The following is a 25,295-nucleotide window of genomic DNA, read 5'->3' as shown; positions in this document are numbered from 1 at the left end:
TCACTCTGCCAGCCCGGTGGCCTCCAGCACGGCCAAAGCGCATCAACGGCCCGCCGAAACGCATGGTCGGCGGGCACGGCGAAGCCCTGCAACGCGATTCCTGCCTCCCGGCTCGTCGCATCACCGCGTGCTCGGTGTCGTCGGGCAGTGTCAGAACGAGGTTGACCCCCACCGACGGCGTGCCCGACGGCGTGTACGAGCGTGCCGCCGCGGTGTTCGACGACCGCGAACTCGCTCAGGTCATCGCGATGGCCGTCACGATCAATGCATGGAACCGCATCAACGTGACTGTTCGCACCGCAGTGCCGCGGCGCTGATACTGGTAAGGATGCAGACCCGGTCCGGAGCGGAGATCACCGTCGACGGCGACGTGGTCCACAAACTGCACCGGCCGGGCACCGACCCGAGGGCATTGAGGGCCCGGCTCCGCATCGCAGCGGAGTCGGGTTCCTTTCTGTCCCCGCTCGACGCGGTGCCGCAACAGATCGGCCTGCGTTGGCGCAGCACCTGGCGGCTGGCGGAAACCGTTGCACCGCAGCCGGAAGCGCTGCCGTGGGCCGATGCCGGACGACTTCTGGCTCGGCTGCACAACGAGCCGGCGCCCGCTCGCTCGCCTGTCCACGGATGGCCGCAGCGATTGCGGCGTGCCGTCGACGCCGCGCGCGGAAACGACGTCGTGCGCGGCGCGGCCGCCGCTTTGGCCGAAAAGGCCTGGCGAGCCGGCTCACCCGATCGGCCGTCGACGCTAGTGCACGGTGACTGGCACCTCGGTCAGCTCGGCAGGACGCCTGACGGGCCGTGGCTGCTGATCGACGTCGACGACCTCGGCGTCGGCGATCCCGCGTGGGACCTCGCCCGACCTGCGGGCTTCTGGGCGGCGGGACTGATGCCCGACGACGACTGGCACCTGTTCTTGCAGGCGTACCGCAACGGCGGCGGACCGGCGCTGCCGCCCGGCGACCCGTGGCCGATCCTCGAGCCGTTCGCGCGGGCCGGGGTGGTACAGGCCGCCGCGCATCACCCCGACGACGACCTGCTCGTCGCGGCCTGCGCGCGTATGCGCTAGCTGGAGAAGAACAGCCTGCCGAAGCCCTGCTTGCGGTAGTGCTTGTTACCGCGGTGGCCCCAGGCCGGGCCGTAGTCATAGCCGTATCCGGGCTGCTGCATCGGGGGCGGGGGTGGCGGCGCGGACTGCACGAACCGGTTCTCCATCTGGGTAAGCGACTCCAGTTCGCCGAAGTCGAGGAAGATCCCCCGGCAGGTGTCGCACTGCTCCAGGTGGATGCCGTTGCGCTCGTAGGTCTTCATCACCCCTGCGCACTTCGGGCACAGCAGCGTGTTGGCTGCGTTGGCGGGCGGTGGGGACTTCGGTGGCTCATATGGCGGGATGCTCATGGTTCATTAACGCCCGAACTTACTGTGAAGTGCCTGTGAACGACTAAACCCAGTACGGCACCCGCGCCCGGTACTGCCTCATCGCGATGGCCGCGAAGATCCAGCCGACGACGGTGAACGCCAGCACCACCACCCAGTGCCGCAGTTCCTGATCGGCGCCGAGCAGCGGCGCGCGCACGATGTCGAGATAGTGCAGCAGCGGGTTCAGCTCAACGATCTTGGCCCATCGCCCGGCACCCTGCTGTTCGAGCGTGGCCTCGTTCCAGATGATCGGCGTCATGAAAAACAGCAGCTGGACGAGGCTGAACAGGAGCGGGCTGATGTCGCGGTATCGGGTGGACAGGATGCCGAAACACAGCGATACCCACACGCAGTTCAGCACGATCAGGCCGAGTGCGGGGATGACCGCAAGGTCGGCCCAGTTCCACGGCTTGGGGAAGATGATCGCGATCACGACGAAGATCACGACGTTGTGTCCGAACAGGATGAGCTGCCGCCACACCAGTCGATAGACGTGCACCGACAGCGGCGTCGGCAACTGCTTGATGAGACCTTCGTTGTGGACGAACACGTCGGCGCCCTCGATGATCGCGGCGTTGATCAGGTTCCAGATGATCAGGCCGAGCGTGACGTACGGAAGGTGTTCGGCCAGCTCCAGTTTGAACAGTTTCGAGTACAGCCCGCCCATCGCGATCGCCGTGACACCGGTGGCGATGGTGATCCAGAACGGGCCGAGCACCGAACGGCGGTAGCGCTGCTTGATGTCCTGCCAGCCCAGATGCAGCCAGAGTTCGCGGCGCGCGAAGCCGTCGACGAGATCGCGGCGGGCCCGCGACATCGTGCGCGACGCGGCGGCGGCGTCGGTGAACGTCATGGCTTCTCGAATCTCTCCCTGCGGCCGAGTCGGCGCAGCCGCAGCCATTCGACCAGGCCACGCGGGTCACGTCGCGACACCAGGAAATACCAGCCGTAGCGCAGCCACTCCTGCGGCAGCAGCTTGCGCAGGCCGGGCTGCGACAGCAGATAGCCCCGGTTGCGGTAGGTGTAGAACCGCTTGGTCGGGTTGTCGGGGTACTGGGTGTGCATCCGGCCGCCGAGGATCGGTTTGAACTCGTCGGTTCCGCACGGGTGCAGATAGATTGCGTCCAAACAGGTCCCGAACGCCAGGCCGGAGCGCACCAGTCTGCGGTGCAGTTCCACCTCGTCGCCGCGCACGAAGAGCCGCAGGTCGGGCACACCGACAGCTTCGACGGTGGACGCGCGGAACAGCGCACCGTTGAACAGCGAGGCGATCCCCGGCAGCACTCCCCAGCACGCGGGTGGGCCCACTCCGGCGCCGTCGGCGCGCAGCTCGCTCACGAGGCGGCGCCAGACCAGACCGCGGCGCAGTGGAAACGCCAACCGGTCGGGGTCGTCGAGGTTGCACACCATCGGCGACACTTCGGCAAGGGCGTGCTTCTCGGCGCACCTGAGCAGGGTGGCCAGCACGTCGCGGTCCTGCGGCCGCCCGTCGTCGTCGGCAAGCCAGATCCAGTCGGCGCCGAGCGTGAGCGCGTGCAGCATCCCAAGTGCGAAACCGCCTGCACCGCCGAGGTTTCGGCGTGAACCGAGGTAGGTGGTGGGGATGGGCTGGCCGGCTCCCGCCCCTTGTGCTCCTCGCGTGCGCACGAGATCACGGACGCGCTCGTCGTCATCGTTATCGACGACGACGAGGTGGTCGGGCCGCCTGCTCTGAGTGCAGACCGCGTCGAGCGACTTCGTGAGTTCGTCGGGACGACGGTGGGTGACGACGACCGCGACAAGTTTTTTGCTCATGCACGATCCCGGGCATTCTCTTCGAGCACCTCGCGCACGTGACGCGCGGCGTCCTCGCCCTCATACGCGCGCACGACTTCCTCGATGCCGCCGGTCATCTTGACCGTGCCGTGGTCGATCCACATGGCGGTGTTGCACAACCGGGCCAGGAATTCGTTGGAGTGGCTGGCGAAGACGAGGATGCCGGAGCGTTCGACGAGGCTCTGCAGCCGCGTCTGCGCCTTCTTGAGGAATTCGGCGTCGACGGCGCCGATGCCCTCGTCCAGCAGAAGGATCTCGGGATCGATGCTGGTGACGACGCCCATCGCGAGCCGCACCCTCATACCGGTCGAGTAGGTGCGCAGCGGCATCTTAAGGTAGTCGCCGAGCTCGGTGAACTCGGCGATCTCGTCGACCTTGGCCAGCATTTGTTTGCGGGTCTGCCCGAGGAACAGACCGCGGATGACGATGTTCTCGAAGCCGGAGATCTCGGGGTCCATGCCGACGCCGAGGTCGAAGATCGGCGCCACCCGGCCGGTCACGGTGGCGACGCCCCTTGTCGGTTCGTAGATGCCCGACAGCAGCCGAAGCAGCGTCGACTTGCCTGCCCCGTTGTGCCCGACGAGGCCGACCCGGTCGCCGAGCTCGAGCGACATCGTGATGTCGCGGAGCGCCTCGATCACGACGACATTGGACTCGTTGCGGCCGATCGTGCCGCCTGCCTTGCCGAGGAACGCCTTCTTCAGCGAGCGCGCCTTCGCGTCGAAGATGGGGAACTCCACCCACGCGTTGCGCGTCTCGATCCGCGGTGCTGCCAAAGGAGAACCGCCGCTACAGGTACTGCCCGGTCCCGGTCGACGCGGGTCCGCCGCGTTGTCCCGGAACGCTGACGCCGGGCGGCAAGGCGCCCTGCCGCATCTGCTCCAGCTGCTGGCGCGCCGCCATCTGCTGGGCGAACAGCGCGGTCTGGATGCCGTGGAACAGCCCTTCCAGCCAGCCGACGAGCTGCGCCTGGGCGATCCGGAGCTCGGCGTCGGACGGCACGCCGTCCTCGGTGAACGGCAGCGTCAGCCGCTCGAGTTCATCACGCAGTTCGGGCGCGAGGCCGTCCTCCAGCTCGCTGATGCTGGTCTTGTGGATCTCCCGCAGCCGGTTGCGGCTGGCGTCGTCGAGCGGTGCGGCCCGAACTTCCTCCAACAGCTGCTTGATCATCGTGCCGATCCGCATCACCTTGGCGGGCTGCTCGACGAGGTCGGTCAGCGACTTGCCGCCGCCGTCCTCCTCGGGCTCCATCGGCCCGTCGCCGCCGATGATCTCGATGTTGTCGTCGTCAGTGTTCGTAGTCATCCAATCCAGATTCCCTCTAGACGCCGCGCCATTCGTAGATGCGGGCTTCGCCGTTGTCGTAGATCTTCTCCCATGACCGTGACTTATCCAGTGACACTAGCCCGTCGGGCATCGCGAATTTCAGCACCACCGGTGTGCTGGTGAGCACGTAGCGGATATCGAGCGCTTTCACCGCCTCGGCGATGCGCGCGTCGGTGTCGGCGTCGTCGGCATGTGCCCAGAAGATGAAGCGCTGATATCCCGGTCCCTGCTGGAAGGGGTAGTCGTAGTGCGTCCACAGCGGGTGCAGCCCGGCCACCGCATACATCCAGGCAGTGCCGTCGGTGTTGGCATTGCCGATCAGGGTGTCCCGCGCGCCGGGCAGCGTCGCGAGGTAGGCGAACGCCTCGAGGTCCTTGTCGTCGATCAGCACCGAGTCGTACTTCTCGCCGAACAGGAACTTGTGCCGGGGCACGTAGCAGACCGCCGTGACGGCGGTGATCGCGATCAGCACCGCGGTGGTTGCGCCGTACCAGATCCTCTGGCGCGCCCGGTCTGGACCGACGAGCCTGCGGATGCCCTGCACCGAGGCGCTGACGAGGACGAAGAGCGCCAGGCCCGCAGTGGGTGCAAGGAGCATCGCCACCACGGCCGACAACCTTCGCGGGTCGCTGTAGAAGAGGTCGCTGAACTTGCCGGTGAGGGTGCCGAGCGGGCCGCCGAACGGCGCCGAAGAGTGCACGATGCAGACGACAAGCCCGAGCCACACGACCAGCGGCCACCACACCTTCTCGTAGACGAGGATCAGCCCCCCGATGCCGCCCAGCACGACAAGGATCCACTGGATCGGGAAGTCGTTGAGGTGCCGAGTGTGCTGGACGAGCGCGTCGATCAGCCCGCGTTTCTTGCCCTCGTGAGTGACGAAGGCGTGGCCCTCGATGATCTCCGCCTGCGCGAGCACGCCGACGAACTGCGGCAGGAGCAGACAGACCGTCGGCACCGCGATCAGCACCAGTGCGATGAAATCCGAGAGCCTGCCGCGAACCGGACGCCACAGCGCGGACACCAGCCACCAGGCCACCACGAACAGCACCGTCACCACACCGCCGGTGATGTGCACGGAGAAAATGCCGAGAAGTGCGAGTACCGCCAGCGGTATGCGCTCTCGCTGGGCGACGGCGGACATCACCATCGCCATCGTGGGCACGGCGATCCCGTACGCGGCGAGGTTGGGCATCGACGCGGTGTCGAATTCGACGTAGGGGATCGCGGTGAAGGACGCCGACAGCACCGCCGCCGACGCGGCCGCGCCTGCGGCCCGCCACTGACCGAGCCGCTGCCGCAACAGCTTCCAGGCCAAGATCGCCGCGCTCACCGGAAACAGCCACACCGCCGCCGCCACTGAGTTCAGTGTGTAGGCGGTTGTGGGCGCCGCCCCGGTCAGCTGGCTGAATACCGACGCGACGGCGTGAAACGTCGACGGGTAGTACAGCGCGTCGTGGGTCTCGACGTTGCGCAGTTCGCCCATGTGGGTCGGCGAAGCCTGTCCGGTGTCGAGGATCCACCGGACCGTGTTGGCATGCCACACGGCGTCCCACGTACTGGGTATGGACTGCCAGTGCGGCAGCCCCAAGACGGCCGCCACCACGATCAGGGACGCCCCGAGAAGCACGCCCGCTGCGACGGTGAGCGCGGGCCCGCGCGATATCGACAGCGTCTCGGCGTCGGTGTCCCTGAAGCGGCTGAGCATTTTCGGCAAACCCGCTGCGAATGCGGTAATGACCGCGAGAGCAAAGAAGGCGGTGAACCCGTTCCACGGGATTCCGACCGCGCCGAACGGAACGATCGCCAGTGCGACAACCCCGTAGGTCAACGCGGGGCCGACCGCGACGGCGACCGGGACGGGCATCCGGGCCGCCCACGCGACGATGGCTCCCGGTACTACCAGCAACAACACCGCTAGTAGCACTCCGAAGGCCAAGCTCACTGCACTAGTATGGCTGCGCAGGTGACCCTGTCCGGCACTGCCCGCTCCGGCCTCGGGCACCCACGGAATGCTTCGGTTTGTGGGTTTCACAGACTCTCTAAGGTGGCTGGCATGGCATACGACGTCGCCCGGGTGCGTGGATTGCATCCGTCGCTGGGCGACGGATGGGTTCATTTCGACGCCCAGCACGGCATGTTGCTGCCCGACTCCGTCGCCAGGACCGTCTCGACGGCGTTCCGCAATTCGATGACGACGACGGTCGGCGCGCATCCCGCAGCGCAGCGCAGCGCCGCGGTGCTGGAGGCGGCCCGCAAGGCGGTCGCCGATCTTGTCAACGCCGACCCGCGCGGTGTCATCCTCGGTGCCGACCGTGCCATCCTGCTCAACTCGTTGGCCGACGCCTCTTCGTCGCGCGTCGGGTTGGGCTATGAAACCGTAGTCACTCGGCTCGACGACGAGGCAAACATCGCGCCGTGGCTGCGCGCGGCGAATAGATATGGCGCCAAGGTGAAATGGGCCGAGGTCGACATCGAAACCGGTGAGTTGCCGACGTGGCAGTGGGAGAACCTGATCTCCGAGGCGACGCGGCTGGTCGCCGTCACCTCGGCGTCCGCGACGTTGGGCACGGTGACCGATCTGCGCGCGGCCACCAAGCTGATGCATGTCGACGGCGGCCTCGTCATCGTCGACCATTCGGCGGCCGCGCCGTACCGCCTCATCGACATCGACGAGATCGACGCCGACGTCGTCGCGGTGAACGCGCTCGCATGGGGCGGCCCGCCCGTCGGTGCCCTCGTCTTCCGTGATCCCGACAGCATCAACTCGTTCGGCTCGATCGCGCTCGACCCGTACGCCACCGGGGTGGCGCGGCTGGAGATCGGCGCACACCAGTACCCGCTGCTGGCCGGCCTCGTCGCGAGCATCGACTACCTCGCCTGTCTTGACGAGTCGGCCACCGGCACGCGCAGGGACCGGCTGGCAGTGTCGATGCAGTCCGCGGCCTCCTACATGGAGCGGCTGTTCGAGTACCTGCTGATCTCCCTGCGGTCGCTGCCGCTGATCATGGTGATCGGAAGGCCGGAGTCGGCGATTCCGGTGTTGAGTTTCGTGGTCAAGGAGGTGCCCGCGGAGCGGGTCGTCGAACGGCTGGCGAAGAACGGCGTGCTCGCGATCGCCAACGCGAGCTCACGGGTGCTCGACGTCATCGGCGTCAACGACATCGGGGGCGCGGTGACGGTCGGGCTCGCGCACTACACCACGACCGCAGAGGTTGATCAGCTGGTCCGCGCGCTGGCGTCGCTCGGCTGAGAGCCGCGTCCCTCAGTCCGGGATGCGCAGCAGTACCTTCCCGGACACGTCGCCGGAGTTCAGCAACTCATGCGCGGCCGCTGCCTGATCGATCGGGAACTCCGCACCGATGACCGGGCGGACGCGACCGTCGGCGGCCATCGGCCACACGTTGTCGACCACTGCGGCGACGACTTCGCTTTTGCTGCTCGGGCCATGCGCCGGCCTGCCCCGAAGCGCGGTGGCGATGACGCCTGCCCGCTTGCCGAGCAGTTTGGCCACGTTCAGCTCGGCCTTGACACCGCCCTGCATACCGATGATGACGACGCGACCGTCGTTGGCCAGAGCGTCGACATTGCGATCCAGATAGGCGGCGCCCATGATGTCGAGGATCACGTCGGCGCCTGCGCCGTCGGTCGCCTCGCGCACCCGCTCGACGAAATCCTCGTCCCGGTAGTTGATGAGGATCTCCGCGCCGAGTTCCTTGCAGAGTTCGAGTTTTGACGACGACCCCGCGGTCACGGCCACCCGGCAGTCGAGCGCCCGCGCGACCTGGATGCCGTGCGTGCCGATGCCGCTGGCGCCGCCGTGCAGCAGCACCGTCTGGCCCTCGGACAGCCCCGCTGTCATCACCAGGTTGGACCACACCGTGCAGGCCACCTCGGGCAAACCTGCAGCGTGGGGCAACTCGACGGTGTCTGGCACCGGCATGACTTGGCCCTGCGGGACGGCGACGAACTCGGCGTAACCACCGCCGGCCAGCAAAGCGCATACAGGTTGCCCGATTGGCCAGCGCTCGACGTCTTCGCCGACTTCGGCAACGGTGCCGGAGACCTCGAGGCCGAGGATGTCGCTTGCTCCCGGCGGGGGCGGATAGTTGCCTGCTGCCTGCAGCAGATCCGCCCGGTTGATGCCCGCGGCGCTGACCTTCACCACAACCTCACCTGGGCCGGGCGTGATATCGGGAACTTCCTGCCAAGTCAGCCGGTCGGCGGATTCGACCACTATCGCGCGCATTCGAAAAACTTTACTACCGGTGGAAACCGGCCCTCAGCAACGCGAATGTCGTTTAACATCTCGAAGATGGAGGGGATGATTGCCGGGCGTACAGCTGGTGATATGCCAGGCCTGGACATCGCCGAGCAGAGGTCATGGCAAAACTTCCTCGACTCGGCACTGCGCATGTACGCGACCCTGAACAGGGCGCTGGTCGAGGCGCATGGGCTGACTCTCAACGATGTGCGCCTGCTCGACATGCTGGACAAGTCGCCGACCGGATCGGCTCGCATGGGCGATCTGGCGGAAGGGTTGATGTCGTTGCCGAGTCGGGTGACCCGCCAGATCCGCCGGCTGGAGGTGGCAGGCCTGGTGCGCCGTGGCGCCAGCCCCGACGACGGGCGCGGCGTGCTGGCCAGCATCACCGATGAGGGCCGCCTTCTGGTGCGGCAGGCGATGGTCACCTACGGACAGGGTGTGCGCGACAATTTCCTGGGCAGGCTGTCGCGGCCGCAGATCGCCGCGATGGGTGAGAACTGCAGACGAATCAGCGTCGGGCTCAAGGGAACCCCGTCAGCGGCCAAGGTCGGGCGGGTCTGAGCGCTTAGGCGCTCCGCGCGAGCGGTCCGCGGCGGCACGTACTCTTATCGGCGGTGGCGTGGCAGAGCGGCCTAATGCACTCGCCTTGAAAGCGAGAGACGGCTAACACCGTCCGGGGGTTCAAATCCCTCCGCCACCGCTGCGCCGGGCGATCGGTCTTGTTCCGGTCGACTACGGTGTTGTGCATGTTCGACCGGCTCAAAATCTCCGCGCGGCAGAAGCTGCAGCGCGCGATGGCCGAGGTCGTCGACGCCGAGCTCACGCGGCGGCAACAATCCCTCGACGAGCACCAACGGCACCTGACGGATCTGCACAACGAACAGCTCGCGGCGCTCGACCGGCTGGCGGGCCGGCTCACGGAGTCGGATGAACGCCTGCACCGCAGGCTGCATGACCTCGAGCAGATCTCGCGTCGCGACATCTTGAACGCGCAGGACATCGCCGCCGCCAGTGGCAGCGCGGAGTTCGTTCTCGAGCACATGCCGAACGCGTCGGTGTTCTGGCATCCGCACGACACGCTGCGATTCGCGCTCAGTCAGATCAAGGGGCCGGGTCTCGCGCTGGAGTTCGGGGTAGCGACGGGCAGCACGTTGACAATCATCGCCGACACGGTGGCCGCTGACCGTACGGTGGCCGGGTTCGACAGCTTCGCCGGGCTACCCGAGGCGTGGCGTTCCGGGTTTCCCGTCGGCGAGTTCGCGCAGGAGGAGATTCCCACCGTCGAAGGAGCCGAGATCATCGTCGGGTTGTTCACCGACGAGCTGCCCGGATATCTCGCCCGCAACGAGGAACAGATCGCGTTCCTACATGTCGACTGCGACCTCTACTCGTCGACGAAGACCGTGTTCGATCTCCTCGGCGATCGTCTCGCGGCGGATGCGATTCTGCTCTTCGACGAGTTCTTCAACTATCCCGGCTGGCGGATGCACGAGTACCGGGCGTGGACCGAGTTCACCGCGCGAACCGGTCGCACCTTCGAATATCTCGGCTACACCGGCAACAACGAGCAGGTGGCAGTCCGGCTGCACTGATCAGCTGCTGAACAGTCGTGCCCAGTTGTCCCGGCTGGTCAGCTCGGGCAGCGCCTCCCGGTAGGCTGCCTGCACCGACGGCGCCTCCTTCTGCAGCCGTCGAAGCGCCCTGCGGGCGCGCCGCGAGACCGACTTCAGTTTCTGCTTGTCGCGGCGGCGGATCCGCACCCCGGCCTGCGACGCGTCGGTCACCACGGCGGAGTCGAAGAGCGACACGTGCCACCACTCGTTGTGCGCCGCGGTGATGGCGACGGGTCCGGGAATGGCGCGGCCAAGCCACTGGTAGACAAGGCGTTTGGCCAACACGAGGTTGATCCGGTCCTTGCGGGGGCGGTGACCGAGCGGAACGATCCGCGGAACGGCACCGGTGAGTTCACCGATCTTCACGGCCGGATGCACCACGGTCTCGGCGAACTCCGACCGATCGGCGCGTATCGCCGCGAGAGCGGATGGTCCGCCGTCGTGCAGGACCTCCGGGCCCTTCAGGAAGTCCTCGATACCGCGAACCATGGTGTAGGCCAAGCCGTATTGCATCGCCGTCAGGCACTCGGTGATCTCACGTGCCAACCACCTGCTGGTGACCTTCCCGTCGATCTGGCCGTGCATCGCGTGTGTGATGAGCGAGTTGCGCACGCTGAAGTAGCGGATGAACTCGTCGCGGTCCTTCCAGTGGAAGTCGGCGTGCCAAACGCCGGCGTTGGGCAGCGTCGTGGTCGGGAAGCCGGCCTCGGCAGCGCGCAGACCGTACTCGATGTCGTCCCACTGGAAGAACATCGGGATCGGCAAACCGATCGCGGCGATCACCTCCGAGGGGATCAGGCACGACCACCAGGCGTTGTACTCGGCGTCGACACGCTGGTCCTGCCGGTGCTTGAGCATGTTCGAGTTGTGCAGTGCGTTGGGCGCCCACCGGCCGGCGCGCAGCCGGTGCATCTCGGTCTGCTCTGAGCCGACGTGAAGCTGCCTGGTGTTCTTCAGATACAGCATCTGCGCGCCGACGATCGTCGGCTTCGGCGTCAGATTGGCGAAAGCGTTGAGCCGCAGCACCGTTTCGGGTTCCAGCAGGATGTCGTCATCCATCAGGATGACGTTGGCGTGGTCGGCGATGCTCGAGATCTCATAGAGGCCGCGCGCGAATCCGCCCGCGCCGCCGAGGTTCGGCTGCCGCAGATACACCAGCTTGTCGCCCAGCTGCGCGGCGACGTCCTGGTAGAGCTGACGGGTCTCGACGGCGTCGGTGCCTTGATCGGCGACATAGACCGCGTCGATACCCGCCAACAGACTCTTGTCGCCCGCGATGGTCGCCAAATTGGTCGCGCAGTCGTCGGCCCGGTTGAAGGTGCAGATGGCGATGGCGGCGGGCCGGATGGTGTCGGGCCACGGCACCGTCCACTCCAGGTCGGTGATTCTCAGCGGGCCGCCGACTGCCCGGCACTCCATCCACAGGGCGCCGCCGTCGACGAACTCGTTGAGCCCGGTCGACAGCACCGCGGTCCCGGTCCCGTCGACCTCCTTGCTGGTGACCGTTCGCTCGGTGCCGCCGGCATCCGAGGCGCGCAGCAGCAGGGTCGCGGGACCGGAGGCGTCAAAGACGAGCTTGAGTTGCACCTCGTTGGCGATGGTCCAGCGCTGGAAGTAGCTGGCGGGAAGTCGGCCGAAGTAGGTGTTGGTGTCGACGGTGGCGCCGTGCTCGAGGTGCAGGGCGTTTCGCTCCCGGTGCGCCTTGCCGCTCAGGATGCGGGCGTACATCTCGTCGGACACCTGCACGCTGGGTCCACTGAACAGCCCGCGAGCGACGACTAGCCGCTCGGGGGCGGCGTGCTCGGTGAGCGCCCCGCGCTCGGTCATGGTGCTCCTACTGCTTATTTACGTCCTGGGTGAGCCGTTGCACTCTGCCCAGGGTCCTCGGGGAGCGTAACAAGCTGGCGTTCTGAGACAAGTTGATGGCGCGCTACTCTGCAGCGAAATCTGAAAACCGCTGTTCAGCGCTATTCCAAAATGGCCTTCAGGCGCTCCAGATCCTTGCTGGTCGCCCGTCTGATCGCGGTGGCGAGGATCGGCGCGGCCAGCCCCGCGAACGCCGTCGGCTCCCCGCGGTTGCGCAGCGTCATCCAGGTGCCGCCGCCCTCGGCGTCCTCCCACGCGTAGGTGGTCTCCATCGGAAACGGGCCGCTGCTGGAGCGCATCACGAACCGTTCGTCTGGCACCAGTTCGACCACCTTGTAGGTGTACTCCAACGTCCGACCGAGGAAGCCACTGGTGAACCGGAAGCGAGAGCCGATCGTCACCGGGCCGGTCGTCTCTCGTTGCACCGCTTTGATATTGGCGTACCACGCCGTGACGTTGTCCGGGTCGCAGCAGTACTCGGCGACTTCCGCACGTGGCCGCTCGATTGTCGTGTGGACCTCCACGTCGACCGTTGCCATCCCAACAGTATCGCGAACCTCACGGGGCCGCCCGCGCCAGCGCTGCGACCCCCGCGGTGATCTGAGACTCGGTGAGGTTGGCGTAGCCCAGCAGCAGCCCCGGCGGTGCCGTGGCCGGATCGGCATAGCAGGGGGCGAGCGGCTCGACATTCACCCGCATCGCTGCCGCGCGTCGGACCAGGTCGGCAATCGGATAGCCGTCGGGGAAGCGGGCCGTCAGGTGCACCCCTGCGGCGGCGCCGAGGACCTTCGCCTGCGGCAGATCGCGGCCCAGCGCGGCCAGCAGCGCGTTGCGTCGGCTGAGATACCGGCGGCGCATCTGGCGCAGATGACGGTCATAGCCGCCGGAGGTCAACAGTCGGGTGAACGCGATCTGATCCATCACCGAGCTACCGGTGTCGGCGAGTCCCTTCGACAGCCTGATGGCACCGACCAGTGCAGGCGGCAGCACCATCCATCCGATGCGCAGCCCCGGTGCCAGCGTCTTGCTTGTCGAGCCGAGGTAGATGACTAGGTCCGGCGCGAGGCCCTGCAGGGCTCCCACGGGCGCCCGGTCGTAGCGGTATTCGGCGTCGTAGTCGTCCTCGATGACCAGATTGCCCGCGCGGGCCCACTCCACCAGCGCAGTCCGTCTGGTCGCTGTGAGCACGACACCGGTCGGTGACTGGTGCGCGGGCGTCGAAAGGACGGTCCTTGCGCCGCTCTCGGCCAGCGCACCGACGTCAAGCCCATCCTCGTCGACCGGAACGGCCAGTGGATCGACGCCGTTGTGTCGCAGCACCATTCGGTGCAACCAGAAGCCGGGGTCCTCCATCGCCAGCGGCAGTTCGTCGCCCTTCAGCGCGCGGCTGAGCAGTGCGATGGCCTGGGTCGCTCCCGAGCAGAGCACGATGTGGCGCGGGTCTGCCTGCACGCCGCGGGTGCGGCGCAGATAGTCGGCGATGGCGATGCGCGCCGCAGGCAGGCCTTGCGGTTCGACGTAGCCGAGCGACTCCGAGCCGATCTCGGCCAAGCCGGTCCGCAGCGCGCGCAGCCAGGCGGCTCGGGGGAAGCTGCTGAGATCGGGCGAGCCGGGAAGGAAGTCGACGTCGTAGCGGCGCGCGGACTCGATGTGCTGCGGTGCGCTCGCGGCTTCGACCGTCGCGACCCTGGTACCCGAGCCATGCCTGCTGAGCAGGAAGCCCTCGGCGATCAGTTGGCTGTACGCGTCGACCACGAGGCGCCGCGATACGCCGAGGTCTGCCGCGAGCACCCGCGTCGAGGGCATCCGGGTGTGCGGGGCCAGGCGCCCGGTGCGGATGGCGGTACGCAGCCCGTCGGCCAACTGGCGGTGCAGCGGTTCGGCCGCCGCGCGGTCCAGTTCGATCAGGACTTCTGGACCGGAACTGGTACCCGAAACTGCCATGAAAGTGGTGCCTCTCTTGAGGCCATTGACGAACTAACGTGAACGTATGTCAACGACACCGACGCGCACAAGACCCGGGCTTGTCGAACTGAGCCTGGTCGTCTTCGGGGTGTACGCCCTTGGTATCGGACTCTTCATGATGTTCTTCCCCGGCGCGTTCTTCGACACCCTCGGGACGTTCGGGGTCCGCAACGACCACTACATCTTCGACAACGCGACGTTCGAGATTCCGCAGGGTCTGCTGCTACTGGCTGCCGTGCGGCGGGTGTCGTGGCGGGTACCGGCGCTGGCTTTCGCCACGCTGCACTGGGCGCTGCATGCGATCAGCCACATCGTCGATCCCCACCACGGCGCAGGCGATTTCATCGGCTGGCTCGAGGCGGGCGGCCTTGTCGCGACAACGGTGATACTGGCGATGGCCCTTCGTGCGGCCGTGACCGCCGAGAAGGGTGGGCACTGATGCGCGTGTTGGTGGCAGGCGCCACCAGCGTCCCGGGTCTTCCGCTGCTGCGTGAGCTCTCCGCCCGCGGACACGACGTGGTCGGCCTGACGCGGTCGCCGGCGAAGACGTCGCAGATCGAGGCCACCGGCGCCAAGGGAATGGTTGCCGACGTCTTCGATTCCGACGGCATCGAGAAGGTGGTCGCCGACGTCGGCCCTCAGGTGGTGGTGTCGCTGCTGACCACCCTGCCGAAACGGGGACCGATGCGGGTCAAAGATTTCGAGCCCGCGAGCCGGCTGTGGGCTCAGGGCGCACCGAATCTCGTCGCCGCTGCGCAGAGGTCAGGCGTGCGCCGCGTCGTCGCCGAATCGGTCATCTTCGCCTACGGATACCCGTCGACCGGGCCGGCACTGATGGACGAGAGCGACCCGTACCCGGGGCCGCCGCCGCCGGGCGGCGATGCGATGCTGACCGCGCTGCGCGACATGGAGCGCACGGTTCTGACCTCAGGGCAGCGCAGCGACACTGAGGGAATCGTATTGCGCTACGGCGTTTTCTACGGCCCCGGTGTACCGCACGACGAGATGTTCGCGCGAATGGCGAAGTGGCGCGTTTCCTTGGACATGGGCGGCAGCGGAATCGTGTCCTGGGTGCACATCGACGACGTCGTCTCGGCGACCGCGAATGCGCTCGATCACGGCAGCGACGGTCAGATCTACAACATCGTCGACGACCGGCCGCAGTCGTTCAACGATTACTGCAGGGAGTTGGCGGCGAAGCTGGGCCGGCCGCGGCAGGTGCGCATCCCGCGCGCAGTGGTCAAGGCCGTCGCTCCCTATGGAGTGCTCGCGTTCGGCGACACCTGGCTGCCGCTGTCGAACGCGAAGGCGAAGGCCGAGTTGGGCTGGACGCCTATTCGCCGGTGAAGTTCGGCGCCCTCTTCTCGAACGTCGCCTTCATGCCCTCGGCGAGGTCCTTCGACGGCAGGAACGCCGCGTTCCACGCGGCCACATACCGCAGGCTCTCCGACACCCGTGCGATGCGCTGCTGATCGAGAACGTCCTTGACACCGCTGACCACAAGCGGTGGATTCGCGGCGATCTCGGCCGCGGTCTGATGTGCCGCTGCCAACGAGGCTTCTGCGTCGGGAAGGACGTCGTTGACCAGCCCGATCTTCTCGGCCCGTGCGGCGTCGATGTCCTTACCTGTCAGCGCAAGCTCGCGCAGGTGGCCGTCGTTGAGGATGAGCGGGAGCCGGGCCAGGCTGCCCACGTCGGCGACGATCGCGATCTTCACCTCGCGGACCGAGAACTTCGCGTCGGCGCTGGCGTAGCGGATGTCGACGGCCGAGATGAGATCGACGCCGCCGCCGATGCACCAACCGTGCACTGACGCGATCGTCGGGGTACGGCAGTCGGCGACGGCGTTGATGGCGCCCTGCATACGAAGGATCGTGGCGTGGAAGTCGGCGCGCGGGCGCGCGGTGGCGCCGTCGGAGAGCACGTCGGACAACGAGCCGCCCATCGCCAGGAGGTCCAGCCCATAGCTGAAGTTCTTTCCCGATCCGGTCAACACGATCGCGCGCACGTCGCGGTCGGCGTCGAGCTTCGCGAACACCTCGGGCATCTCGGCCCAGAACGCAGGCCCCATGGCGTTGCCCTTGCCCGGCCCCGTCAGCGTTACCTGTGCGACGTGGTCGGAAATCTCGACGGTGAGGGATTCGTAGGTATCGCCCATGGGTCGAAAGGCTAGCCACTCACGGCGGCGACCCGCCGAGCACCACCTCTTTGACGACCGCGCTTGGCAGGAACGAACACATCGCCGACGCCATGATCGCCGCGACCATCTCGGACTCCGGCCCCTCGCCCTGCTGGGGATCCTGCTTCTCGAGGATCGCCTTGATGACCGCGCGTTGCGTCGCCTCGTCGAGCTTTGTGAACTCGCTGCACTGCATGGTCTCGGAGTTCGCGGGCGCGGGCACCTCGGGGACATTGGTGTTGCCCGGCATCGGGAACCCCGGGATCTGCGGCAGACCGGGAATGTTCGGCAGCCCTGGAATTCCGGGGAAGTCGGGGTCGTCGGTCGACGGTGTCCGCGTCGGCGCCGAGATCGGCGGTCCGGGCTCGGTCGTCATCGCGACGGAGCCCTCCGTGGTGCGTGCGCACCCCGTGGCGAGGCCGATGAAGACCAGTGCCGCGGCCGTTACCCGTAGGTGGGTTCTCATCTGCGCAACGATAGGCGCACCGGCGTCGTAGCGTGGGGCTCATGCCCTCCGATTTGCGCTCAGGCCCCGATTCGCCACCGACCGATGAACTAGAAAGCGCCGAGGCCAGCTTGGCTGTGCTGCAGAGCGTGCTTCATCCGATCGCCGACGACGACTTGTCGAAGCAGACTCCGTGCAGGGAGTTCGACATCGCCGGACTGACCGACCACCTGATGAATTCGATCACCGTGATCGGCGGCGCCGCCGGCGCACAGCTTCCAGATCGCGATTCGGCCGACTCGGTCGAACGCCAGGTTGTCGCCGCTGCGAGGCCGGCTTTGGACGCGTGGCACCGTCGAGGGCTCGACGGCACGGTGCAGTTCGGCGACAACGAGGCGCCCGCGCGGACGATGGCGGCGATCCTGTCGCTCGAATTCCTGGTGCACGCCTGGGATTACGCGACGTCGATGGGTCGCAAGGTGGATGCGCCCGACTCATTGTCGGACTACGTGATCGAGCTCGCGAAGGGTGTCATCACGCCGGAGGGCAGGAACACGGCCGGCTTCGACGACCCGATCGATATCGCGGCCGATGCGAGGTCGCTGCACAAGCTGGTGGCCTACACCGGCCGCAACCCGAGCGGCTAGCGGCGCTCAGAGCCGTTCGAGGAAGAAGTACATGTGTCGCCCGTTGTCGAGGGCGGCCTTGCCGTTCATGATGGCGAGGACGGCGTCGTCGTCGATCCTTTTGAAGTGATCGTGGATGGGCATGGCGTCGTAGCTGTCCCCGAGGAAACCGTCGGAGCGGTGACCGGTGGGCAGGTCGCTCGCTCTCCATTCGCCGATCATGAAGTCGACGGCAACCGGGTGGAGCGTGGACCAGAGTTGTCGAGATCGTCGTAGGGAATGCGCGCCGTGCGCCTGAGTTCGTCGAACCGTTCGCGGGCGGTGGTCATTTGCCGCCGACCCAACCTCGCGCGAACTCGAGGAACATGTCGTTCTCCTGCTCGGAGGCGACGGTGACCCGCACCCCGTCGTCGCCGTAGGGCCGAACGATGATGCGGCTGTTGGCCGAATCGGCCGCGAACTGCTGAGCCCGTCCGGGTAGCGGCAGCCAGACGAAGTTGGCCTGCGACGGCGGAACGGTGTAGCCCGCCTCGCGCAGCGCGGCGGTCATCCTGGATCGTTCGGCGACGACGGCATCGGTGCGGGCAAGCAGTTCGTCGGCGGCGTCCAGCGACGCGATCGCGGCGGCCTGCGAGACGCTCGTCGCACTGAACGGGACGTAGACCTTGCCGAGTGCGGTGATGACGTCCGGATCGCCGACGGCGTAGCCGACCCGTAGCCCGGCCAGCCCGTAAGCCTTCGAGAATGTGCGCAGCACAACGACATTGCTGTGCGCGCGGACCAGCCCGAAGCTGTCGGGCAGCATGTCGTCACGGATGTACTCGACGTACGCCTCGTCGAGCGCGATCAGGATGTCGGTCGGCACCGCCTCGATGAAGCGCGTCAACGCCTCGGGCTCGACGACGGTGCTTGTCGGGTTGTTTGGATTGCAGACGAAGATCAGCCGGGTGCGGCCGGTGACCGCGGCCGCCATCGCGTCGAGGTCATAGGTGTGGTCGGTCAGCGCGATCTGGACCGGTGTGGCGCCCGCGGTGCGGGTCTGTAGCGGGTAGATCTCGAAGCTGCGCCAGCCGTATACGATCTCATCGCCAATGGTGGAGGTGATCTGGATGAGCTGCTGGCACAGGCTCACCGATCCGCAGCCGACCGCGATGTGCTCGGGCGCGAAATTGACGTGCTTGGCCAACCGCTCTTTGAGCTCGACGTAGCCGTTGTCGGGGTAGCGGTTGACGGTCTCGGTGGCCTTCTCGATGGCCGCCCGCACGCTCGGCAGCGGGCCGTGCACCGTCTCGTTGCTGGCGATCTTGATCGCACCCGGCACCGTCTTGCCCGGCGTGTACGCCGGCAGATCGGCCAGTTCAGGGCGTAGACGGGCAGGCACCCGACCAGTCTATGGGTGGCCGGAACACGCTTTGCCTGGTGTGCAGCGGCATGTGTACTCTGTCGGATCGGCGGTACACCGTCGGGAGGCGTGCCAGAGCGGCCGAATGGGGCTCACTGCTAATGAGTTGTCGCCCTCAAAGGCGACCGGAGGTTCAAATCCTCTCGCCTCCGCCGCGGCTCACACAGCCACGCACAACTGAACAGCACAGGCGCCCGTAGCTCAACGGATAGAGCATCTGACTACGGATCAGAAGGTTGGGGGTTCGAATCCCTTCGGGCGCGCCCAGTGGAAAGGCTCTGAGCAGCACTGCAAGTGGTCGGAGCCCAATTCGTTTCAGCCGCCGTTCCGATTGGTGTCACGGTGCTTGTCACAACTGCTCCCAATGTCACCGAAGCGGCCTTCAATGCGTCGGGCTGGGAGTGCGCATAGATCCGCGCTGTCACGCTCGCGTCGGCGTGACCTAGCCACGCCGCGACGACGGACAACGGAACGCCACGTAGGTGCAAAGTCGTGCCGCAGGTGTGCCGAGCCGAATGCAAATTGATGTGCCGGATGCCTGCACCGTGAATGAGATTGGACCACCTCTTGCTCAGGGTGTCCGGATGGTACGGCCGTCCAGCCTCGTCGCACGCCACGTAGTCGCCGACGCCGTATGCAGCGCCCAGAGCCAGACGTTCTTCAGCCTGCCGTCTGCGGGCTGCTCGCAGGACCGCCGCCAGACCGTCGTCCAGGGGCAGGATGCGGGAAGATGCGTTCGTCTTCGGGGCGTTCTCCACCGCCTTTCCCGCGGCCGCTACCCGAGATATCCGAATCGTCAGCGTCTTCTCTGACTGGTCGATGTCGGACCACCGCAACCCGGCGATCTCACCCCGGCGCAAACCGCTGAGCGCCAAGTACCACAAATGCCCGTCCCGGTCCGCGTCGGCTGCCTTGAGCACCTTGGCCACCTCGTCCGGTATGTAGGTGCTCATCTCCTTCCGTGGTTTCGAGAGCCGCTTGACCTTCTCGGCCACGTTCGAGCCGATGAGGCGCCGCTCGACGCCGTACTCGAGAACCATTGCGGCGGTGTCGATCGTGCGGTTCAGTGATCTCGCCGCCCACGGTTTGCGGACGTGCCCCTTCGCAGTTTTCGTGCCTCCGGCACTCAGGTCGGTAACGAGGTCGTCAATGTGCCGCCGGGTGAGTCGCTGCGCCGGTAGTGCGCCATGGATCTCTCGCAGGGGGGCAAGGTCGTATTCGTAGCCTGCGATGGTGGTGGCGCGTAATCCGTGGAGGCTGGTGAGCCAGTCGGCGCACAAGTCCTCCACAGTGAAGGCTCGACGGGGCACGAAATCGTTACGCGCGACCTTCCCCGAGATCTCGGTCAGGGCGTTCTTGGCGTCCTCCAATCTCTCGAAGCGCCTCCGGACCTGCCGCCGTTTTCCGGTGTCAGGATCGGCGCCCACGTCGGTGATCAGCTGGTATCGAATCGACTTGTCCGCCAACGTGATCTTCTTGATTTGCGGCGGTAACTGCTGGCGGGTCATTCTGTCTGCCCCTCGCTTTCGGCGACAGCCTTCGCGATCTCATCGCTAATCTCGTCAATCTCTTCGATCAACCGGGCATCGCGGCGCACCATTGCATCGAATTGGTCGTCGCTCCATGCCTTCGCGTTCATCTTCGACACGACACGTGATTCAACGAGGGCGCTGTGCACGGCCGCACGTTTACGCGTTAGCCACAACAGCCTCGCCGCAGCCGTATGGAGGTTAGCGATCACCTGGTCGACCATGGCGCGTGCTTCATCGGGGTCGATGACTTCCGGTCCGGGCCAGGCGAGTTCGCGATCACCGCTGAACCACGCGATCCCGAAGAACGCCGGACCTGTCCAGCCCGGCAGCATTTCCACCTCTTCATCAGGTGGGCCGCCGAACAGGAGCGTCACCGGCGGCACCTCAAGAGCCGCGGCGATCACAAGCAGTTCAGCGACATCGAGGGTTTGTTTACGGCCGGACTCGTAATTGGCGATCTGCGAGCGGGTGATGGGGTAGCCGAGCTGCTGTGTTTCGTCCGCAAGCTCCTGCGCCGACATGCGTCCTTGGCGGGCGTCTCTGATGGCCCGGGCGATCCGCTGGTGCAGACCTTCACTCCAATGCTGTGTCACAGCGACACACCCTAGCACGTACTTGTGTGACCCGTCCAGAACTGGTAGACACTTCACTGCGACACAAAGAAATCAATTGTTGTGTCTCTACTACACAGGAGGTCCATCAGTGACAGAAGCGCTCGCGGAAGCGGTAAACCGTCTCCATAACATCAAGTCGGCCCAGGATCGCCTCGGCGTCGGCCGCTCCACCATCTTCGCGTTACTCAGATCCGGAGAGCTGCGGTCGGTACAGGTCCGTAGCCGGCGCCTAATCCCCGAGCAGGCGATCGTCGATTTCATCAACCGACTCGATCAGCAGGCGGTGTGATGACCGCGCCACCCACCAATCCCCCCATAGAAGTGTGCCCCGGCACTAAGTCCGGGGCTACCTCCACAACCTCCACGTCGCAACACCATTCTAGTCGATCCCTGCGTCACGCCGCGAAGCTCCGCCAGCCACCTATCGGCAGCTGCGGTTGCGTCCGCGACCCCGACGTCGATAAGCACCGCTGCGGGGCCGACCGTACGGCTGTTAGTGCCGAGGCTGTCGTCGCCGCTGCTATGCACCTTCGCGCCGCAGGAGTCCCCGGCTTGTTCGACACCGACGCGTGTCGAGTGATGTGGCGTCAAGGGCATCACCAACTCGCTGCGGAGTGCTTCTCCTACTCCCACGGGCGGGCAGCGTGACAACACCCCAAGAAGGTCAAGAAGACGAAGTGATGCGGGTGCGCGGGGCATCCGAGCTGAAGCCGGCCGCGCCCGTTGAATATCTGGCACACCGACGCATTCCGCGGGGAGCACCGACTGTCCTCGTCGGTGGCGAAGGTATCGGCAAAAGTCTCCTCTGGGTAGCGGTGGTAGGCGCCTACACAACGGGCAAGGCGTGGCCAGGTTTCGGCATTCCAGAACGTGAGCCCGGGCATGCACTGTTGGTGTTGACCGAGGATGACTGGTCAACCGCCGTCCTGCCGCGGCTTGAACTCGCGGGAGCGGATCTGGACAGGGTCTCAGTGCTGTGCGAAAGCGACGACGGGTCCGGCTCGCCGGTGTTCCCGTTCCACATGCGGCTCGTCGAGGAGGCGGACCCGAAGCCTGGACTGATCGTTGTCGATGCCTGGCTCGACACCGTGTCTGCGGGCTTGTCGGTCCGTGACCCCCAGCAAGCCCGGCGGGCTCTGCACCCGTGGAAGGAGACCGCGACATCCACTGGTGCCGCGGTGTTGCTCTTGACCCACACCAATCGCATTGCTAGCGGCAATGTTCGGGACTTGTACGGCGCTACGGGGGCGCTACGGCAGAAGGCCCGGATGACGCTGTTCGCTCAGCGTGACGAGGACGGACACCTTCTGGTCGGCCCTGATAAGGCCAACGTGACCGGAACCGATGTGCCAGCCACCAAGTTCAGCATCGACGCCGTGCAGGTGTTCCCGCCGACCGACGACACCGACGGCACCGTGCCCATCCTGCGCTACGTCGGCGAGTCCACAAAAACCGCGGGGCAGCATGTTTCGGACAACTACGACGCTGAGCATGGCGACGATGAGCAGGACCGTACAGACGCCGAGACGTGGCTGCGGATGTACCTCGAGAGCAACCCAGGTGAATTGTCCGGCGAGATCAAGGCCAAGGCGAAGGCCGCCGGATTCTCTGAGCGCACTTTGCAGCGTGCCCGCAAAAAACAGCGCGTTGTTGTCGAGTACGAGAAGCAGGCGGCCGGTGGCCCGGTATCACGATGGTCGCTGCCAGCCGATCAAGAACGCGACCAATCGGGGTGTATCCCTGATGGCACAAGCGGTGAAGGTGGCATAAACGCTGGTCAGCCCCCTATGCCACCTTGTGCCAAATCGGATGAATGGCATAAGGCGGCACAAGGCCACGACCAGCATGAACAGGCCCTTGTGCCAGTTGTGCCACTCACAGGAGAGCAGGGACCACACGAACACTCCCTAGCCCCTCCGGGCGGCCTCACGCCGGATTCCCCTGGACAAACTGACCGGGTACTCGCTGCGGTTGCGAAGGCCCGAGGAGAAGGTCAGCAAGAGGACTTCTCCTGCCGGTGCGGTGAACAGCTTCTCGCCGACAACAACTCGGGATTGTGTGCGGAGTGCCGGTGCTTCGCCCCTCAAGAGGTTGTCGCTCAGCAGATCGGGCGGCTGGGTGGTGCGGCGTCATGACGGCCACATGGGAGGGGGTCGCCTCGGCGTTGGCCGGCTTCCCGGATCTGCGCGGCGCTCGATGTGTAGGTCGCTGGGATCTGTTCGACGCCGACCAGGACGACGCGGAAGACCGGGCCTGGGCCGTTGAGCGTGCAGTCGCAATCTGTCAGACCTGTCCCGCCCTCTCAGCTTGCATCGCCTATGTCGATGGGTTGAAGCCGTCGCACCGCCCGCCTGGTGTCATCGCGGGACGAACACAGCACGCGCCAAAGAGGCGGGCAGCGTGAACGTCGAAGAGTGGCGGCCAGTTCCAGGATGGTGGGGTTACAGCGTCTCCTCACATGGACGGGTACGCAGTGACGACCGCGTAGTTGTCCGCCGAAACGGTCGATCCCTGCCCGTGGTGGAAAGAATCCTCCGAGTGGATCCGCTTGGCCGCGTTACGTTCGCCCGCGAAGGCACGCAACACCGCTTCTACGCTTCGGAGCTATTTACAGAGGTTTTCGGCACCGCGGCGGTACCGGCATGAGCACAAAGAACAAGAACAGGCACACGTGCATTCGCTGCGAGAAGAGACGCACACGGAGCGCCAGTCGAACGTGTATTGACTGCCGCGGTGTTCCAATTGTTGTCCTCGAGGGGGATTCGGTTCACATCGAGGGCTTAGGTTGCTTCTCGTGGGCGGCCGCCATAGTGCTCTCTCACCGCATCTATGACGCGGCGAATGGTCGCTTGTGATGTTGACACGAACCGTTCTACTCACAGCGAAATCAGCCCTGGAGGCAGTTCGCCCAACGGTAGTTCTCAGCCACGGCCCGGTCGCAGCATTCGACCAAGCCATCGGGGAAATCCGTGCTGAACTGGGCCGTTCCGCGGTCGGAACCAGTTCGGCGCCAACACATCAAACTAAGTATGTGCACACAGCCGAAGCAGCCAAACGCCTTCAGTGCAGCGACCGACATGTACGTGATATCGCACCGAATATCGGCGGCATCAAAGTCGGCGGTCGCTGGCTCGTCCCGGAAGACTCTCTACCTCAGGAGAACGAGTGAACGAACAACCCAATGTGGAGGGCGCATCGCTGGGCGATGTGCTCGACGCCCTGGTGGCCGGCATGTCATCCGAGCAATTCAGTGAGCTGGCCGAACGTACCGGGCACAAGTCGGGCAAGGAACGAGCAGCAGAGGCACTGTCGCGATTCCAACGCAAGCAGAACCTGACGGGTGAGGACGGCCTTGCCAGTACTGCATCAGCAGAGGCTGCACTCAGACGGCATGGACGGAGGCGGTAACTATGTACTCCACCTCAGCACTCGAATGCCTCGACGCCGCGCATGCGCTCAACCACTTCGGTCTCGACCTGCCCGAAGACGCATCCCACTGGGTCAAGCGACTAACTGAGCTGCGTGCCAACCGGCCAGAACCGCCACCCCACAACGCGGCCGCACTGCTCATCGCCGACAACGCCACCGCGGACAATATCGACCGGGCAATCGCTGAGCACGTCGGAAAGCAGCACCGCCTGACACAGCACAGAGAAGCCGAAAGCATCGCCGGGCAGAGGGCTTTAAGCGCGATCCTTGCTGACCGTGACCGTCTGCACTCCGAGCTGCGCGTCACCGCCGACCAACTCATCGAACGGCTGCACAGCGCCGCCCAGCTCGAGGAAACAATCGTTGAGTTGACCCGCGCCCGCCGCAACGATGAAGCGCATTTGGTGGCCTGCGCCGAATCAGACGCTGGCGAGCTACGAGACGCATTCCAATTACGCAATCGCTTTTTGACTCCGCCTGGTTCGCACTGGGCGACGGGCTGGTGGTCGTGCGAAACCTTCAGTAACCCATGGGTGGACGTCAGCAGCCGCGCCGACGACGACGGCACGCTGTGGAGTCATTGGCGTGCCAACATCCGAGCGGGCAGAACGCTTGCGTTCTTCACGATTGAGGAAGCCCACGCCGCAAGCCAGGCACGCGAACCCGACATGACCGAACCCTTCGACCCACGACGCAGCAGCGCCACGTTCGCCGGGTAAGCGATGGCGAAGCGATGCAACAGGTACGGCAACGGACACCGCCGTCGCAAGCTCCGCGCCCAGGTCTTGGCTGAAGAGGAC

General features: G+C 65.9%; 28 protein-coding genes, 3 tRNA genes and 1 pseudogene. 16 read left to right on the top strand and 16 right to left on the bottom strand.

Annotated features, from left to right (window positions below; all coding sequences use genetic code 11):
• Window positions 1-179: 179 nt before the first annotated feature.
• Together C6A82_RS25415 and C6A82_RS25410 are read left to right on the top strand one after the other, a co-directional pair.
• Window positions 180-317 (top strand): annotated as a pseudogene (locus C6A82_RS25415) (carboxymuconolactone decarboxylase family protein); the annotation flags it as partial.
• A gap of 11 nt (window positions 318-328) precedes the next feature.
• A complete protein-coding gene (locus C6A82_RS25410) occupies window positions 329-1,066 on the top strand; it encodes a phosphotransferase family protein (protein WP_105346707.1) in 738 nt (245 codons plus the stop codon).
• On the opposite strand, the gene C6A82_RS25405 is transcribed toward C6A82_RS25410, so the two are convergent.
• Genes C6A82_RS25405 through C6A82_RS25380 form a run of 6 tightly spaced genes read right to left on the bottom strand, consistent with a single transcriptional unit; the run spans window position 1,063 to window position 6,502 of the window.
• A complete protein-coding gene (locus tag C6A82_RS25405; RefSeq protein ID WP_105346709.1) occupies window positions 1,063-1,395 on the bottom strand; it encodes a zf-TFIIB domain-containing protein in 333 nt (110 codons plus the stop codon). The two genes, C6A82_RS25410 and C6A82_RS25405, sit on opposite strands and share 4 nt — an antisense overlap.
• Before the next feature lie 43 nt (window positions 1,396-1,438).
• Window positions 1,439-2,269, bottom strand: a complete 831-nt coding sequence (locus C6A82_RS25400; RefSeq protein ID WP_105346710.1) for an ABC transporter permease — start codon at window positions 2,267-2,269, stop codon at window positions 1,439-1,441.
• Window positions 2,266-3,210 (bottom strand): glycosyltransferase, encoded by a 945-nt coding sequence (locus C6A82_RS25395; protein WP_105346711.1) that lies wholly within the window; start codon window positions 3,208-3,210, stop codon window positions 2,266-2,268. The genes C6A82_RS25400 and C6A82_RS25395 overlap by 4 nt, the downstream gene beginning before the upstream one ends.
• Window positions 3,207-4,007, bottom strand: a complete 801-nt coding sequence (locus tag C6A82_RS25390) for an ABC transporter ATP-binding protein (RefSeq protein WP_105346713.1) — start codon at window positions 4,005-4,007, stop codon at window positions 3,207-3,209. The genes C6A82_RS25395 and C6A82_RS25390 overlap by 4 nt, the downstream gene beginning before the upstream one ends.
• 13 nt (window positions 4,008-4,020) lie before the next feature.
• Window positions 4,021-4,536, bottom strand: coding sequence for a bacterial proteasome activator family protein (locus tag C6A82_RS25385; protein ID WP_105346715.1), 516 nt, complete (start codon window positions 4,534-4,536; stop codon window positions 4,021-4,023).
• Between the two features lie 16 nt (window positions 4,537-4,552).
• Entirely contained in the window at window positions 4,553-6,502 is a 1,950-nt protein-coding gene (locus tag C6A82_RS25380) for a DUF6541 family protein (RefSeq protein ID WP_105346716.1), read from the bottom strand.
• Window positions 6,503-6,613: 111 nt separating this feature from the next.
• Here C6A82_RS25380 and C6A82_RS25375 point away from each other — a divergent pair, with 111 nt between their 5' ends.
• Window positions 6,614-7,810 carry a cysteine desulfurase-like protein gene (locus C6A82_RS25375; protein ID WP_105346718.1) on the top strand — a complete coding sequence of 399 codons (1,197 nt, stop codon included), beginning with the start codon at window positions 6,614-6,616 and terminating at the stop codon, window positions 7,808-7,810.
• Between the two features lie 12 nt (window positions 7,811-7,822).
• Here the strand turns inward: C6A82_RS25375 and C6A82_RS25370 are convergent, their stop codons facing one another.
• Entirely contained in the window at window positions 7,823-8,806 is a 984-nt protein-coding gene (locus C6A82_RS25370; RefSeq protein WP_105346725.1) for an NAD(P)H-quinone oxidoreductase, read from the bottom strand.
• A 66-nt stretch (window positions 8,807-8,872) separates the two neighbouring features.
• Between C6A82_RS25370 and C6A82_RS25365 the strand changes: the two genes are divergently transcribed.
• From C6A82_RS25365 to C6A82_RS25355, 3 genes are all read left to right on the top strand, one after another.
• Window positions 8,873-9,385, top strand: coding sequence for a MarR family winged helix-turn-helix transcriptional regulator (locus C6A82_RS25365; RefSeq protein ID WP_105346743.1), 513 nt, complete (start codon window positions 8,873-8,875; stop codon window positions 9,383-9,385).
• A 52-nt stretch (window positions 9,386-9,437) separates the two neighbouring features.
• A tRNA-Ser gene (locus tag C6A82_RS25360) sits at window positions 9,438-9,524 on the top strand.
• Between the two features lie 46 nt (window positions 9,525-9,570).
• Window positions 9,571-10,416 carry a TylF/MycF/NovP-related O-methyltransferase gene (locus C6A82_RS25355; RefSeq protein ID WP_105346726.1) on the top strand — a complete coding sequence of 282 codons (846 nt, stop codon included), beginning with the start codon at window positions 9,571-9,573 and terminating at the stop codon, window positions 10,414-10,416.
• Here the strand turns inward: C6A82_RS25355 and C6A82_RS25350 are convergent, their stop codons facing one another.
• From C6A82_RS25350 to C6A82_RS25340, 3 genes are all read right to left on the bottom strand, one after another.
• The gene (locus C6A82_RS25350) at window positions 10,417-12,264 is read right to left on the bottom strand and encodes a glycosyltransferase (RefSeq protein WP_105346728.1); all 1,848 of its coding nucleotides are present in this window, start codon (window positions 12,262-12,264) and stop codon (window positions 10,417-10,419) included.
• Between the two features lie 140 nt (window positions 12,265-12,404).
• Window positions 12,405-12,842: an SRPBCC family protein gene (locus tag C6A82_RS25345; RefSeq protein ID WP_105346730.1), complete on the bottom strand. Its 438-nt coding sequence runs from the start codon at window positions 12,840-12,842 to the stop codon at window positions 12,405-12,407.
• 19 nt (window positions 12,843-12,861) lie between these two features.
• Window positions 12,862-14,247 (bottom strand): PLP-dependent aminotransferase family protein, encoded by a 1,386-nt coding sequence (locus tag C6A82_RS25340; protein ID WP_105346732.1) that lies wholly within the window; start codon window positions 14,245-14,247, stop codon window positions 12,862-12,864.
• A 46-nt stretch (window positions 14,248-14,293) separates the two neighbouring features.
• On the opposite strand from C6A82_RS25340, the gene C6A82_RS25335 reads away from it, so the two are divergent.
• Window positions 14,294-14,707, top strand: coding sequence for a hypothetical protein (locus C6A82_RS25335; protein ID WP_105346733.1), 414 nt, complete (start codon window positions 14,294-14,296; stop codon window positions 14,705-14,707).
• Complete coding sequence (locus C6A82_RS25330) at window positions 14,707-15,615, top strand: NAD(P)-dependent oxidoreductase (RefSeq protein WP_105346735.1); 909 nt, start codon at window positions 14,707-14,709, stop codon at window positions 15,613-15,615. Before C6A82_RS25335 ends, C6A82_RS25330 begins: the two co-directional genes overlap by 1 nt.
• On the opposite strand, the gene C6A82_RS25325 is transcribed toward C6A82_RS25330, so the two are convergent.
• Both C6A82_RS25325 and C6A82_RS25320 read right to left on the bottom strand, forming a co-directional pair.
• Window positions 15,602-16,426 carry a crotonase/enoyl-CoA hydratase family protein gene (locus tag C6A82_RS25325; protein WP_105346737.1) on the bottom strand — a complete coding sequence of 275 codons (825 nt, stop codon included), beginning with the start codon at window positions 16,424-16,426 and terminating at the stop codon, window positions 15,602-15,604. The two genes, C6A82_RS25330 and C6A82_RS25325, sit on opposite strands and share 14 nt — an antisense overlap.
• A gap of 19 nt (window positions 16,427-16,445) precedes the next feature.
• Entirely contained in the window at window positions 16,446-16,913 is a 468-nt protein-coding gene (locus C6A82_RS25320) for a hypothetical protein (RefSeq protein ID WP_105346738.1), read from the bottom strand.
• Window positions 16,914-16,954: 41 nt separating this feature from the next.
• Between C6A82_RS25320 and C6A82_RS25315 the strand changes: the two genes are divergently transcribed.
• Window positions 16,955-17,539 (top strand): TIGR03086 family metal-binding protein, encoded by a 585-nt coding sequence (locus C6A82_RS25315; protein ID WP_105346740.1) that lies wholly within the window; start codon window positions 16,955-16,957, stop codon window positions 17,537-17,539.
• A gap of 6 nt (window positions 17,540-17,545) precedes the next feature.
• Here C6A82_RS25315 and C6A82_RS25310 read toward each other — a convergent pair whose 3' ends face one another.
• Complete coding sequence (locus tag C6A82_RS25310) at window positions 17,546-17,740, bottom strand: DUF4334 domain-containing protein (RefSeq protein WP_233217022.1); 195 nt, start codon at window positions 17,738-17,740, stop codon at window positions 17,546-17,548.
• A gap of 103 nt (window positions 17,741-17,843) precedes the next feature.
• On the bottom strand, window positions 17,844-18,899 hold the full coding sequence (gene hisC / locus C6A82_RS25305) for a histidinol-phosphate transaminase (RefSeq protein ID WP_105346741.1): 1,056 nt from the start codon (window positions 18,897-18,899) through the stop codon (window positions 17,844-17,846).
• Window positions 18,900-18,983: 84 nt separating this feature from the next.
• Between hisC and C6A82_RS25300 the strand changes: the two genes are divergently transcribed.
• Together C6A82_RS25300 and C6A82_RS25295 are read left to right on the top strand one after the other, a co-directional pair.
• Window positions 18,984-19,072, top strand: a tRNA-Ser gene (locus tag C6A82_RS25300).
• A gap of 38 nt (window positions 19,073-19,110) precedes the next feature.
• A tRNA-Arg gene (locus C6A82_RS25295) sits at window positions 19,111-19,183 on the top strand.
• On the opposite strand, the gene C6A82_RS25290 is transcribed toward C6A82_RS25295, so the two are convergent.
• Window positions 19,142-20,428: a site-specific integrase gene (locus C6A82_RS25290; protein WP_311101933.1), complete on the bottom strand. Its 1,287-nt coding sequence runs from the start codon at window positions 20,426-20,428 to the stop codon at window positions 19,142-19,144. The genes C6A82_RS25295 and C6A82_RS25290 overlap by 42 nt on opposite strands.
• The gene (locus tag C6A82_RS25285) at window positions 20,425-21,045 is read right to left on the bottom strand and encodes a helix-turn-helix domain-containing protein (RefSeq protein WP_233216761.1); all 621 of its coding nucleotides are present in this window, start codon (window positions 21,043-21,045) and stop codon (window positions 20,425-20,427) included. The genes C6A82_RS25290 and C6A82_RS25285 overlap by 4 nt, the downstream gene beginning before the upstream one ends.
• A gap of 109 nt (window positions 21,046-21,154) precedes the next feature.
• Between C6A82_RS25285 and C6A82_RS25280 the strand changes: the two genes are divergently transcribed.
• The 5 genes from C6A82_RS25280 (at window position 21,155) to C6A82_RS25265 (ending at window position 25,214) form a co-directional block, all read left to right on the top strand.
• Window positions 21,155-21,355: an excisionase family DNA-binding protein gene (locus tag C6A82_RS25280; protein WP_233216760.1), complete on the top strand. Its 201-nt coding sequence runs from the start codon at window positions 21,155-21,157 to the stop codon at window positions 21,353-21,355.
• Between the two features lie 391 nt (window positions 21,356-21,746).
• The gene (locus tag C6A82_RS25275) at window positions 21,747-23,201 is read left to right on the top strand and encodes an AAA family ATPase (RefSeq protein ID WP_105342330.1); all 1,455 of its coding nucleotides are present in this window, start codon (window positions 21,747-21,749) and stop codon (window positions 23,199-23,201) included.
• A gap of 265 nt (window positions 23,202-23,466) precedes the next feature.
• The gene (locus C6A82_RS27035; RefSeq protein ID WP_158261590.1) at window positions 23,467-23,712 is read left to right on the top strand and encodes an NUMOD4 domain-containing protein; all 246 of its coding nucleotides are present in this window, start codon (window positions 23,467-23,469) and stop codon (window positions 23,710-23,712) included.
• 519 nt (window positions 23,713-24,231) lie between these two features.
• Window positions 24,232-24,474, top strand: a complete 243-nt coding sequence (locus tag C6A82_RS25270) for a hypothetical protein (protein WP_105342327.1) — start codon at window positions 24,232-24,234, stop codon at window positions 24,472-24,474.
• Between the two features lie 2 nt (window positions 24,475-24,476).
• Entirely contained in the window at window positions 24,477-25,214 is a 738-nt protein-coding gene (locus tag C6A82_RS25265; RefSeq protein ID WP_105342325.1) for a hypothetical protein, read from the top strand.
• Window positions 25,215-25,295: the final 81 nt, after the last annotated feature.

Origin of the sequence: Mycobacterium sp. ITM-2016-00318, from assembly GCF_002968285.2 — a bacterium.
GTDB lineage: Bacteria > Actinomycetota > Actinomycetes > Mycobacteriales > Mycobacteriaceae > Mycobacterium.
The sequence above is the reverse complement of the archived record's forward strand: the minus strand, read 5'-3'. Positions and strand labels throughout refer to the sequence as shown.